The organism is Mucilaginibacter sp. P4_A11, assembly GCF_056402535.1.
The window spans coordinates 306,247-319,566 of sequence record NZ_JBFUHE010000006.1 but is presented as its reverse complement, the minus strand read 5'-3'; the positions used below and the strand labels follow the sequence as shown (position 1 = coordinate 319,566).

Sequence of the window (13,320 nt, the reverse complement as noted above, 5' to 3'; positions counted from 1 at the left end):
CCTTGCTTATTGAAGAAGTCCTTCGCTATCGCTCAGGATGACAATGCGTGGCGGTTTACGCCTCTCTATTCGGCCCGATTCTTTTAAACAAAAAAGGCCATCTGCATAACACAGATGGCCTTTTCAGTATCAAAAGATTATTTTTTAAAGTATTTAAAATCTTTACCGATGAATTTAGCGTTAGCGCCTAATTCTTCTTCGATACGTAACAACTGGTTGTATTTAGCGATCCTGTCTGAACGTGAAGCTGAACCGGTTTTGATCTGACCGCAATTTAATGCTACAGCAAGATCTGCAATGGTTGAATCTTCGGTTTCGCCAGAACGGTGGCTCATTACTGAGGTGAAACCGTTAGTTTGTGCTAAAGTAACCGCGTTGATAGTTTCAGTTAATGAACCAATTTGGTTTACTTTTACCAGGATTGAGTTAGCAATGCCTTCGCTAACACCTCTTTGTAAACGTTTAGTGTTGGTTACAAATAAATCGTCACCCACTAACTGTACTTTTTTACCGATTTTGTCGGTTAAGATTTTCCAGCCTTCCCAATCGTCTTCAGCCATACCGTCTTCGATAGAGATAACAGGGTATTTAGCTACTAATTCAGCAAGGTAATCAGCTTGCTCAGCGCTGGTACGGATAGCACCTTTTTCGCCTTCAAATTTAGTGTAGTCGTATTTTCCGTCTTTGTAAAACTCAGATGCTGCACAGTCAAATGCGATGAAGATATCTTCACCCGCTTTGTAACCTGCTTTTTCGATAGCTTTTAAAATGGTTTCAACACCATCTTCAGTACCTTCAAAAGTTGGAGCAAAACCACCCTCGTCACCTACTGCAGTTGATAAACCACGGTCATGAAGGATCTTTTTCAGGTTGTGGAATACTTCGGTACCCCAACGTAAAGCTTCAGAGAATGAAGGAGCGCCAACCGGCATGATCATAAATTCCTGGAAAGCGATAGGAGCATCAGAGTGTGAACCACCGTTAACGATGTTCATCATCGGGATTGGCAGGGTGTTAGCGTTTACACCACCAATGTAGCGGTATAAAGGCTGGCGGCTTTCCTGGGCAGCAGCTTTAGCTACAGCTAATGAAACACCTAATATAGCGTTAGCACCAATTTTACCTTTGTTTTCGGTACCGTCAATCTCAATCATCAAAGCGTCGATAGCATTTTGTTCAAACACATCGATTCCTTTTAATTCAGGAGCTAAAATTTCATTTACATTTTCAACGGCCTTTAAAACACCTTTGCCCATGTATTTTGATTTGTCGTTGTCGCGAAGTTCAACAGCTTCGTGAACGCCGGTTGATGCACCTGATGGTACAGCAGCGCGACCGAATGCGCCGTTTTCGGTTAAAACTTCTACCTCAATAGTAGGGTTACCGCGCGAATCTAAGATCTGGCGGGCATGCACATCAATTATTATGCTCATAGTGAATTGTCAGAGTGTGGTTTGAATGAATACTATTAATAACGGCGGCTAAGTTAATGTGTAAATAAGGAAAACGCAATTGAAATTTTGTATTTGTAACGATTATTAGCTGATTGTGGTGTTATTTAACATGAATTTAATATAGATTGGTCGATTTTTTCACAAAAAGAGATGATGTCTTAACCGGAATTAAACGAATTTATTGAATATATGGGATTTTAAACCGCTTAAGTTCCGTAACTCGTTTAATTTCAGTTGGGCGATTAATATCCTTACTGCTTTATCCCCCGCTATCTCCCCGCTGTCGTGTCCTCACGACAGCATGCGTGCACTGCGTTGAAACCGGTTGCCGTGGGGACACTGCAACGGGAAAAATATTTGTCCGAACCATGATTTTTAGGATTAAGGGATTACCGGATTGTATCATCATATATTCGTAAATCATGAAGATCCTTAAATCCTAAAAATCATGGTTCGGGATATATTGGCATTGCCTGCGGCCCGCGCTATCCGCTCATACTGCACAAGGCCTTAATCACGGGCCGGTACCCGCTACTATCGCTAATGCTGGCTTTATGGTAAATAACAAATTATCCCCGCTGTCGTGTCCCCACGACAGCATGCGTAAATTTATATTGAAGCCGGTTGGTTGCCGTGAGGACACGGCAACGGGGTGGAACGGGGAAAAATTAATCACTCGTAGTAGGCACATGCTCGCGCTGTACTGCATTTTTACGCTGGATGCGGTACATCAGTATCAGCATAATGTTATTCTTATCGCTTTGAGCAGCAGTCGAATAATTATACTGGTTGATCCAGCCGGCCTGCACAATCCATGATTTATCAAATTGGTAACCCAACGCCGCCGAAACCCGGTTGCGCTCAAAGTTAGGGACTTTGTTGTTCAGGAATACTTCATCAAAAGCAGAGATAAACCAGGTTTTGGCCACAATTTTGGTATTGTTAAGTGGCACAAATACGTTGAGCCTGTAACGGAAGCGGTTACGGTAATCGCCGTTAACCCAGCGTTGTTCTACCCGGTAACGGTGCTCCAGTTTTATGCGGTACAAAAACTGGTTACTGGTGATCTGCTCCCAAAAACGGGTTTCATTAATGGTTGGGCCTTTGCCAACATCCATATAATCGAAGGTGCTGTAATGACCGGTGCCTAAAAGCGCCGTAAAGTTTTTATCAATATCGTAGCTTATACCCGCCTTTGCTTCATAGTACTGAAACTGGCTGAATACATTGTTTGTACGGGTTTGAAACTCGGTGTAGCCGCCCCATTTGTGCGTGCTGTCGCCCGGGAGCACAACGGTAACTATACCCCAGGTGCCGACTTTTGAATCCTGGGCCTTAACGGTAATTGAACATAAAATTAACAAAAAGAATACTAAGGCAGTAAAACTAACTGGTTTGATTATCATTGCAGAGATTGTTTCTGCAAAGATATTTCCTAAATGTTATCTGAATGTTAATCTTAACATACTTAATGTTAAGATAGTGTTAAGTATATGACTAGCGATGCTATTTTAGATGAGGCTAAAGACCTACGAAGTTTTCAAAACTTCGTAGGTCTGGATTTTACAATTTTTCTTAGGTACCAAGCAAAGAGGCCGTGAGGGAGCAATGCACAAATCTCAAATTCTTGACTCTTGTTTCTAAAAGTCTTGCATCTTTCCCGCTATTCCCATTTAAAAGTTTTCACCGCCACAGCGTAAATCCCGATAAACCAGGCAAAGAGTATCAGCAGCTGATGGGTAACATCGCCCAAACCGGCCCCTTCAAATGCTACTTTACGCATTGCGTCATTTAAATGGGTAAGCGGCAATGCTTTACTAATATACTGGAGCCAGGTAGGAAACGCGGTAATAGAAAAAAATGTTCCCGAAAGCAGGAATTGCGGCAAGGTGATAATGTTGGAAAGTGGCGGCACCGAGCTTTCGTTTTTGGCAATGCCCGATACGGTAAAGCCAAAACCCATAAAAATGATCAATCCAATAGCCGAAAGTACCAGCATGTTTAATACTGTTGTAATGCCGTGAATCAGTGTGAAACCAAATATGTAATGGCCCACAAGTATAATAAATAGTGAACCCAGTAATGAAAAAGCCAGCCTTGCAATAGCCTCGCCCAAAACAATGCTGTAGCGCTTTACCGGTGTGGCAAAAAAGCGCTTGATAACCAATGTTAACCGTAAGCTTAGGAATACGAAAGCTGTACCAAAAACGCCGCTGCTCAGTAATGAAAACCCTAACTGACCCGGTAATATAAAGTCGATATATTTATACGGGCGACCGCTTATGGTTTCTTCTTTAAGATCGATTAATTTAGGTACCTGAACTGTGGTGTATGATTGGATACGCTTCAGCTCTTCCGATTGAATACGATAAAAGATATTGTTTAGAGCTGATTTTAGTACGCTTCCCTTATCGCCCGATGCCTGGCTGTACTGCACATGAACGGTCATGGCCGCGGGCGGGGCAAATGGCTTAAGGTCGAGAATCGCATCGATATTTCCCTTTGCCAGGTTTTTGCTCATCTCATCGGCGGTTTGATCATTGATGAGGTGCATGATCTTGTTTTTTTTCAGCGCCATGTAAACCGGGTTATTGGCCGAGGTGTCGCTGCCTTTGGCAACGCCCACATCTATCGACATACCGCCACCGCCAATATTGGCAAAAACAATGATAAATATTAACGGGAAAGCCAGCGTAAACACCACCGCCGAAGGGCTGCGTAATATCGACCGGAAACTTGCCCGGGCAATAGCCAGGGTTGCTTTTGTATTGCTGTATGGTTTTTGGTTCATTCTAATTATATCATTTTGCCTGCGGCGTCATTATGTCATTGAGTTATTTTGGCTGTTGGCGTCATTAGGTCAATGAGCGTTGTAGGGTGCGAACTGCAAACTCAAAACTGCCAACTGCAATCTACCCTTCCCGCCATTCTTTACCTGTAAGGTTGATGAATACATCCTCCAGGTTGGCGAGTTTAACCTGCTTTTTGCGTTCAAAGCCGGAGGCTACCAGCTCGTCGATAAAATGGTCGGGGGTATCAATGCCGATGATGTGGCCGTTATCTACAAAAGCAACACGGTCGCATAATACTTCGGCTTCATCCATATAGTGGGTAGTGATCACTACTGTGGTCCCCTGGTCGCGGATCTCGCGGATCAGGTCCCAAAGGTTACGGCGGGCCTGTGGGTCGAGGCCGGTTGTGGGCTCGTCCAAAAATATGATCCTTGGGTTATTGATCAGTGTGGTGGCGATAGAAAAACGCTGCTTTTGACCACCGGACAGGTCTTTATATTTCGCTTTGGCCTTATCGGTAAGGGCTACTTTTTCCAGCATTTCCATCGGCGTTTTATCGATGCCATACAAGCCCGAAAACAGAATGATCAGCTCCGACAGGTTGAGGTTGGGATAATAGCCGGCAGCCTGTAATTGTACGCCAATCAGTTTTTTGATGTTATCAGCATCGGTTTCGATATCGAAGCCATCAACAATGATGCTGCCGGATGTTTTATCACGAAGGGTTTCAATAATTTCGAGGGTGGTTGTTTTCCCGGCACCGTTAGGGCCAAGCAGGCCGAAGATCTCGCCTTCATAAACTTCAAAACTAATGCCTTTAACGGCTGCAAAATCGCCATAGTTTTTTACCAGGTTGTTTACAGTGATGATAGGTTGTTTTGTCATAGGGTAAAAATGCATCAGATTAATGAAATAACCATGAGTTTTTCGGCGAAGTACAAAGTTTTTACGGTGAAAGGGAAGACTTTAGTAAAACCTCATTGCGAGGTACGAAGCAATCGCGAACTATACAGAGTGGCTTTGCTAATAGGGGATTGCTTCGCTAGCGTCCCATCAGTGTCTCTCGCAGAGGACCCTGATGTATACGCCATGCAGATTCGCTGTTCTGCGCATATCTTGGTAAGATGTTTAGAACGCGGCGAACCTCAGGGTCCTCTGCGAGAGACCCTGAGGGAATATGAAAATAAAAAAGCCCGAATGCTTAACACTCGGGCTTGTAATATTATTCGCAAAAGTTTATTCGTTTAAAGGTTTAGCGGGCCTTTATTTCACTTTCTGATTTCAGCACTTTGCTGCCGTTTTTCTGTTCAATTTCATAAGCGGGCTCCTCTTTGCTGGCGTTGCGTTTAACTTTTGCGCCTTTTATAGTTTTGCTTACCGGCTCATCGTACTTTTTAACGATACGGCCTTCAGCTTCTGATTTTCCCCATTTCCAGGTTACTTCATCTCCTTTTTTCATATGCTACCCTTTTTTAAGATAACATGTACGGTGGCTTATTGATTTAATAAAGATGAAATAACGGTCCCTCGGGGTGCCGGGCATTATTTTATTAAATGACCAATAGCGTGAATGATAGATACGGCATGTTCCGCAGCTTTCATAACCAAATGGATCAATTGAATTGCAAGTAGAGTTTTCATGGCATTTATTATTGTTGTTGTTTAGTGATCCAAAATTGCACACAAATGGCACCCTGCCGTTAGGTTTATTAGGCGAAGCAAGTGCAGTTATCGGTGAACGGAGGTAAAACATCGGAGAAATGCCGGTGAAAAATTGATATCGTCGGTAAAACTTTTAGTGAGTAATGCAGTTATTTCTGCCTTGCAAAATGGGAAGGGGCTATTTACAGGCACTATAAAATAACAAAGCCGATTTGCAGGTAAGCAAATCGGCTTTCGGGTTTTCATAGATAGATGAGTATATCAACTCACCAGGTTAGCCAATGCCTGGATTACCGTCACCGTATGTTCCTGCAAAGTGATCATCACGGCAATAAGCGGATTGTAAAATGTTTTCATAATAATTTTATTTGCCGCAAATATGTGCCCTTAACTTTTTGTTAAACAGTGATTTTAGGTGAAACGGCATAAAATGTCGGTGAATAGACTGCCGGCGCAGGAAAAGCACCGTCAAATCAGTTTTACGACCAAAATCCATGCGCCCTGATCTGGCTTGAAGGATAGCCCTGCAGTTTTAACAACTTCCGCAGTTCGCCTACCATTGTATGGTTGCCGGCAAGGTAAAATACCGAATGTTCAAGGTTATACTGTTGTTCCATTACCCATTGAATCAGGCTGTGATGACCATATACATCGTTGCGCTCAATAGGCTTTAATGGAGATTTAAAATACTGCGCGAACAACCCGCGGTGATTTTCATCGGCCATAACTATGGCACCAGAAAAACGTGTAGCGGGTAATACCATTTGTTGTAATGCAAGCAGGTGCCCCATGCTGCTTTCATCGCCGAGGCCTATGATGGCAGGTGTGCTTGCCGGCGCGTGGCGGGTTGAACGGATCTTGAAATAATGAATAGCATCGCCGGTTTGCAATTGTTTTGCCCATTTACTGCCAGGACCGCTATGGGCTGCATCAATGTAAAGGGTACAGGTACTGGTTTCTGCATCCCAGCCGGCGGGGGTATAATCGCGGTAGGTGAGGTTATCAACTTTTACTTTTATATAGGGTACTTCATGCCAGTTTTGCATGTCGGCCTGTGGCAAATGCAGGTCGATCTCAATCATGGTCGACGGCTCCCAGTGCCTTACCTCAAGCACCCTGGCGCTTTGCAAAAGCTGGCTTTCAAACAAGCTTCCGGCTTTTCTTTTTAATTTATGTAGAGTGGATGTTTCCATGGTGTAGTGTTTTAACACTACAAAGAAACATTGAATTTTAGCCAGATAAAATAGTAATTTCGGGGTAAAGGTTGGATTATTTACGGTGTTTGTCTCTGAATTCAAGCGGGGTAATACATGCCGATTTTTTAAATAACCTTGAAAAATAGGTATGGTCATCATAACCCAGGGCATGCGCAATTTCTTTTACGTTGAGCCCGCTGTAATACAGCAATCGTTTGGCTTCCAGCATCACTTCCTGAGTTATCCAGTAACTTACCGGGAACCCTGTGGTTTTCTTTAAAACTTCGTTAAGATATGACTCCGAAACGTTAAGCATCCCCGCATACGCCGAAGGGCCTTTAACTGTACGCACATTTCGTAACAACAGCTTTTTAAACTGATGTGAAATTTGTGCCGGCCTTGAAAGTTGCTTTTCAGGCGTGTAAACGTTACTGAAAGTGGCGGCTGCCATACCGGTAAATGATTGGATAAGCGATTGCAAAACAGGTAAAAAGAAGGCGTTGTTATCATCTTCGCTGTTTTTTTCGCGCAACAAGCAGAGGATCTGCTGGTATTGCCTCAATTCAATATCATTAAGTTGATAAGGCTGTTGCAGAAAAAGTTGGTTTTCAAAGATATTACGGAAGTCGGTTGGAATGTGCTGTGAATCGATGGCTACGTACCAGCCTCCTGCAATCTCATTACGCATCCGGTGATGTACCTGGCCCGGCAGGATATAGTAAAATGTATTTTCACTAAATTGAACCTCGTTGAAATCGATCATTAATGATGCAGTACCATTTTCAATCAAAAAAAACAGGTAATGATCATCTCTATGGGCCCCCATTGGCCCTTTTTTTGATTCTTCGCCGCTTTCAAAATGCCTGATCTCAAATCCTGAATTGGTTCGTTCAATTAGCTGGTGTACAGGTATATCTTTCATATTTGCCGGATAGCTGCGGTGTTTATGATATGTTAACGTAATCTTTAGCCGGGAGGATGCCCGTCACCGGCTAAAGGCTTTGTTTTAATTACAATAATTTAAGGCTTATTTGCTCCCATCAACCAGTGCATAGATCTCCTGCATATAAATAGCTTCATCCATTGAGGCATGAAAATCTTCCCATTCATCAACGGTAAAAGTAAGTTGGATGTCATTGACTGGCGTGCGCATCACAACGCGTTCCTGTCCATCAGGAAAGGGGAAGCAATGGTCGCCAAAATCAAGATCGATAGCAAAGTTTTTAAACTGGATAAATTGATCGGGTGTAAAGCTAAGGATCAGGTTATGATGCCAGATAAATATGCATTGGCATTCAGAACAGCGGCTTACTACCGATGTTCCCTTTTGGCTGAGTATTTTAGCGTCGCACATAAATTCAGGTAGTTTAAAATTGAATTGGTGCCTGCTCTGTCGGTTAACCGTTTGATTGAAACGATTAAACTGCAAAACAGGACTTTATATTTTAAGCATTAGTAACCAAATAGGTGTTAATGAGCTTGCGGGCTTCTGTTTTACTTTTTTGAGTATCCCATTTCTCTTTTGCCGATTGATCAGCAAGATCAAAAAGGCGCTCATAAAGCAGTTTTCCATCTACTTTTCCTTTTAGTTTGATAAGGATATTTTGCGCATATACCTCATCCCATACCAGGCGAACGGCGGTCCAGTAGGGTTGTTGTTTTTGCCACCAGCCTTTTGCAAAAGCAAATTTGGCTTCATCGGCTTTAGTAAATTCTTCATAGCCTTTTTCGCGGGCCAGAAGTTTATCACCACCGGCTGAGCGGATTATTTTTTGATTGTCCTGTTCAAACATCCACCCGTTTGGAGTTAGGTAAATGCGGTTTCCACGGCGTAATACGTTGTAATCGCTGCGCTTAGTAAACTCGCGGCGCGGCAGGGGCGAATCACATTCGCTTTGCCAAAAGTGTTTGCCATCAGCGTGGATCCAGGTACCTATACTTTCATAACGCGGACTGTCATCAACCTGGAAAACTTTTTGCACCCAGCGACCTTTGGCTTCCGCTGCTTTTAAGGTACCTTTTTTCCAGGTGCTGCTTTGGTCAAAGTTGAGTAGGGTAGATTCCTCGTACACCCAGTCTTCGCGCCAGTGTTTTATTACGGCGCTGTCGCCTACAACCAATAAATGTTGTATAACTATTTTTTTGGGCGAATCTTCTTCAACGGCCGCCCACTCATATCCCCACGAATGGTATTGCGGGTGATTGCGGTATGCCGTATCGGGCGAGAAAGTTTCGGCATAGTCAAATGTCACTTTGTAGAACCCGCCAAGTGCGCGGATGGCAGCACGGTCCTGGTCTAATTTTGATTGTGCTTTAACGCTTATCTGAACAGTGCTTAGCAGCACTAACAGGTAAAAGATTTTTTTCATGAATGGAATAAATTAATTGCTGTGATGTATTAACAGCAACAAAGGAATGTCTTATTTAGAATAAATCCAAATAAAAATAAAAAAAGCTTTTTGATAATTCAATCAAACTAGTTAAGTAAATGGGCTACAGGCGGCTTTAACCACTCATGTATATGTAACAGGGGACGTTAACTTAAAGTGATAAAAGGTATGGGATAGTACGATTTCGCCTTTTGAGGGTAGATTTTAAAAATCATTTGTTCAGTTAGGAGCTTAAATTAATGGAGTTTGAAATATATCAACCCTTAATTTTTTATTCATTTTATTCATGTTGGTAGTTTGGCCTGCCAATAACTATATTTAAGCATAAATTTTTTATAAACTATAAGTGTGTTTACACAGGTAAATTATATAAAACAATAAATATTATTCAGCGTATTATTGGTGTGCCCCTTGACGATAATAAGTTTTGCTGAGTTGAAACGCCAATTATGACCAGTTTTTCTAAATACTATTCTGAGAGCTTAAAAAATGCTGTTCTCACAACTGCGGGGGTGTCAAATATAGCGCCGGCTGATTGTAAGACGCTTGAAGCCTACATTCTCGACAAAACTAAACAGCGAGTTAGCGAAACAACGTTGAAGCGGATCTATGGTTTCGCGTATAGTAAGTTCAATCCATCTATGTTTACACTCAATACATTATCTCGCTATTGTGATTATGAGGGCTGGGATGATTTTTGCAGAAAGCAGGAGGTCGAATCTACAAAGCAAAGCAGTGCTACTGTTGACTGGGACCTTTTAAAAGCAAATGCTGGTAAAATAACTTCTTTCACCCTGCAGGCAATTAAAAACAAAACTGGGATCCCTTATCCGCAAACTATCAGGAGGCAATTTATCGATGATCATTTTGCTGCCTTTTTGCAAGGGAATTATACAGCTACCGTAATTGCCGCCCCCGCCGGGTTTGGTAAAACTGTAGCCCTTTGCCACTGGGTTGATGAAAAACTACAGCAAAACAGTAACGACATTATGCTGTTTTTTAGCAGCAGCGCCTTAATGAATGTGTTTTTAAGCGGACGCGATTTGAACGACTGGATGCTTGGTCTGCTTGGCTATTCAACGGAAGAGGATATTGTTGCCCTGCTTGATGTAAAGCAACGAAAGGAAGGCCGCTTTTTTTTGATCGTTGATGGCGTTGATGAACACATGTTCAAGAATGACCAGTTTCAGCTGGTGATAAACCAATTGGTTGATATTTTTTCGTTTTACCAATCGCATGAATGGTTTAAATTGGTTTTAACTATGCGTTCATCAACATGGATGAATTATAATCATATAATTGAAATGGGGCAGAGCCCATGGTTTGAGGGGTTTTTCAGCACACATAACCAGCCATCAAATGTGCCATTGTTTAGTATCCAGGAAATCAGGGAACTTTGCCTGAAAATTAATCCTGCTATAAAAAGCTTTATAGCTGTAAATGTGATAGAAAATTTTAATCACCCGTTATATTTTCAGTTTTACTATAAACAGCATAAGAAAAATTTTTCGCTCAATGATGTTGATCATGTAAGTGTGTATGAGCTTATTTCAAACTTTGTTTTAAACAAGGTTTATATGGGCCAGTACTCGGCCGATAAGATATATTTGATCCAGGCCATTGTTGAACAAATGGATTTTGATAAAGGAATATTTGAGGCAAGCAAGCTTGAGCTTATTAATATTATAAAACATTATAATCAAGCGTACCTTGAATTGTTGAGTATCGGTTTTATTCGCGAGCATAACTCCAGCCGCGATTTTGAATATAAAACATCAATCGAATTTAGTAACGATCATTTTTTTGAGTTTTCAATAACCAAGTATCTCCTGCATAAAAATGATAGTCTTTTTAATATCGACCTGATCAATACCATCAACAGGTATTTTACCGGCGAACGTAAGTTATCAATATTGAAATGGAGTATTATTTATGCCATCAAAAGCGGGCAGCAGGAAAGTTTCCAGCTCTTATCGCAAACACGCCTCACAACCAACGAAAAATCTGACCTGATCATTTTTTTAGGTGATTTACTTGAAAAGGAATTTGGCACCTTAAAGGATACAGAAACACTGGTGCAGTATTTTAAGCAGGATTGCGGTGACGAACTATTTGATTATTTGTTTGGTTTGGAGTTTATTAACAATGATTACGCCAAAACCCTGCATACCTTGCTTAAGTTTGAACTTTCGGAGAAAAAGAAGATCCTGGTTTACACTGGTCTGGCTACAATAAGTGTACTGGGGCTTGAGATGAACAAACTTGAAGAGTATTGTAAACTAATGAGCAGTTTCGGAGTGGTAAGCTATTACGAGTTTTCAGTTAATCCTTTAAAGTGCATTAACTCAATTTACCAATACCTTAAATACGGCGTCGTTAATAAGGAGTTTTTTAAAGAACTTACACGATTTTACTTTCGCCCTCCATTGCAGCTTGAAGGTTCTGCTGCCAACGACCTGGTATTTTTGTTAGCAGCACATACTTTAAGGATTTGCAATGAACCTTTAAAAACGCTGCGTTTTATTGCAGTGCTTGAAAAATATTATCGTCCCGTTACCAATGCCGCGTGTGTGTACAACTTTTTTTTAAACCGGATAAAAACAGAGGAATACCTGGCACTTGGACAAATTAAAAAGGCTATGTCATTATATTTTGAGTTGGATGAAGTTTACAGGCAAAAGGAAGAAGCTTTTACCCCGCTGATGATCACATCATATAATTGTATTAAGATAATAGTGAGTTTTAGCAACAGACAGCTTTCATTAACTGACGATACTTTTGAAGAGTGGGCAAACCTTATTATTAACGAAATGGATTATAAGCTATTAAGGGTATATATGCTGGCCTTTTTGTTAAGAAATCAGCATACCGTTAAACATCCGTCTGAGCGGGTTTACAAGCATATTAATTATATGTTCTTGAAAACGATGAGCGAAAGCGGTTTACGTGCTGATATATTTTTAAAACAGAACAGCTTTATAAGTTAATGGCTGTCTTTTGGTCGTTATTATATTTATCTATAATAAAATTGTAAAGTGTATGCTTAACCTTTGAGTGATTTAAATATTTATCTAAAAAGAGGGTTATTGGCTCGCTGTGTTTTTTTGTGGCTGTTAATTGTAACAGGAGTATTGAATTTTTCTCTACATTTTCAATGTTTTGCAGGTACGAAAGGATACACATATCACGCAGTAATTCCTCATCGACTTGCTGATGTATGGTTGTAAATTCATCTTCAAGCAGGGAGATCAGGCTACTGCAGTTGTCAAATGAATAACGCTTTTGGAGCAGCACATAGATATCATCCATTATAGCAATGTGCTTTTCAGTTCCGTCAATGGTTTCTTTTATTGGACCGTTAAGGTCTTTAAAACTGCTGGTACCTGAAATTTCCAAAAGACGCTCGGCCAGGTGCGCATTGGCACAATAGATCCTGTTAAGGTGTTCTGTAAAAAAACTTGTCAACTTATCTGACGCCCATTGTGTTGGATAGGGGGGAACCGTACCGGGTGTTTTCTTTTTCATTAAATCGTGATCTGTCATGGTTAACTAATGCCGCTGTGCATTAAAATCTTTGTTTAAAAGTCTTTGCGACCTGTAAACAGAGGAATGAATTATTGACAGAAAACAACTGACCAGATAAACCGGCTTTTAGAGTAATTTGAGCAATTTGCTAATTGTGCTAAAGTGATTTCTCTTTACTTAAAACGACAAAGTTTTATACAATATTCATTCTTTTAATGTGATCAAAAAAAATAAACCAATTGTTTATCTCTAAATTAATCATCAGGACATTTTTTAAAAAAATAAATCTACGTGACGCAGG

General features: G+C 41.1%; 11 protein-coding genes. 1 reads left to right on the top strand and 10 read right to left on the bottom strand.

The features are described from left to right. Nucleotides 1-137: 137 nt before the first annotated feature. The 9 genes from eno to AC1DUD_RS14180 form a co-directional block, all read right to left on the bottom strand. Nucleotides 138-1,433 carry a phosphopyruvate hydratase gene (gene eno / locus AC1DUD_RS14220; protein WP_119407226.1) on the bottom strand — a complete coding sequence of 432 codons (1,296 nt, stop codon included), beginning with the start codon at nt 1,431-1,433 and terminating at the stop codon, nt 138-140. 689 nt (nt 1,434-2,122) lie between these two features. After that, nucleotides 2,123-2,860, bottom strand: coding sequence for a DUF2490 domain-containing protein (locus AC1DUD_RS14215; protein ID WP_477375384.1), 738 nt, complete (start codon nt 2,858-2,860; stop codon nt 2,123-2,125). A 257-nt stretch (nt 2,861-3,117) separates the two neighbouring features. Continuing rightward, complete coding sequence (locus AC1DUD_RS14210) at nt 3,118-4,245, bottom strand: ABC transporter permease (RefSeq protein ID WP_477375382.1); 1,128 nt, start codon at nt 4,243-4,245, stop codon at nt 3,118-3,120. A gap of 121 nt (nt 4,246-4,366) precedes the next feature. Beyond that, a complete protein-coding gene (locus tag AC1DUD_RS14205) occupies nt 4,367-5,131 on the bottom strand; it encodes an ABC transporter ATP-binding protein (protein ID WP_477375380.1) in 765 nt (254 codons plus the stop codon). Between the two features lie 367 nt (nt 5,132-5,498). Further along, nucleotides 5,499-5,705 carry a hypervirulence associated TUDOR domain-containing protein gene (locus AC1DUD_RS14200; protein ID WP_477375378.1) on the bottom strand — a complete coding sequence of 69 codons (207 nt, stop codon included), beginning with the start codon at nt 5,703-5,705 and terminating at the stop codon, nt 5,499-5,501. A 682-nt stretch (nt 5,706-6,387) separates the two neighbouring features. Next, on the bottom strand, nt 6,388-7,101 hold the full coding sequence (locus tag AC1DUD_RS14195) for a siderophore-interacting protein (protein WP_477375376.1): 714 nt from the start codon (nt 7,099-7,101) through the stop codon (nt 6,388-6,390). 76 nt (nt 7,102-7,177) lie between these two features. Beyond that, nucleotides 7,178-8,026 carry a helix-turn-helix domain-containing protein gene (locus tag AC1DUD_RS14190; RefSeq protein WP_477375374.1) on the bottom strand — a complete coding sequence of 283 codons (849 nt, stop codon included), beginning with the start codon at nt 8,024-8,026 and terminating at the stop codon, nt 7,178-7,180. Between the two features lie 105 nt (nt 8,027-8,131). After that, nucleotides 8,132-8,458: a DUF6686 family protein gene (locus AC1DUD_RS14185; RefSeq protein ID WP_477375372.1), complete on the bottom strand. Its 327-nt coding sequence runs from the start codon at nt 8,456-8,458 to the stop codon at nt 8,132-8,134. A gap of 91 nt (nt 8,459-8,549) precedes the next feature. Then, nucleotides 8,550-9,473 carry a DUF6607 family protein gene (locus tag AC1DUD_RS14180; protein ID WP_477375370.1) on the bottom strand — a complete coding sequence of 308 codons (924 nt, stop codon included), beginning with the start codon at nt 9,471-9,473 and terminating at the stop codon, nt 8,550-8,552. Nucleotides 9,474-9,943: 470 nt separating this feature from the next. On the opposite strand from AC1DUD_RS14180, the gene AC1DUD_RS14175 reads away from it, so the two are divergent. Beyond that, complete coding sequence (locus AC1DUD_RS14175) at nt 9,944-12,481, top strand: hypothetical protein (RefSeq protein WP_477375368.1); 2,538 nt, start codon at nt 9,944-9,946, stop codon at nt 12,479-12,481. On the opposite strand, the gene AC1DUD_RS14170 is transcribed toward AC1DUD_RS14175, so the two are convergent. Beyond that, entirely contained in the window at nt 12,471-13,019 is a 549-nt protein-coding gene (locus tag AC1DUD_RS14170) for a DUF892 family protein (protein WP_477375366.1), read from the bottom strand. The genes AC1DUD_RS14175 and AC1DUD_RS14170 overlap by 11 nt on opposite strands. Nucleotides 13,020-13,320 lie beyond the last annotated feature (301 nt).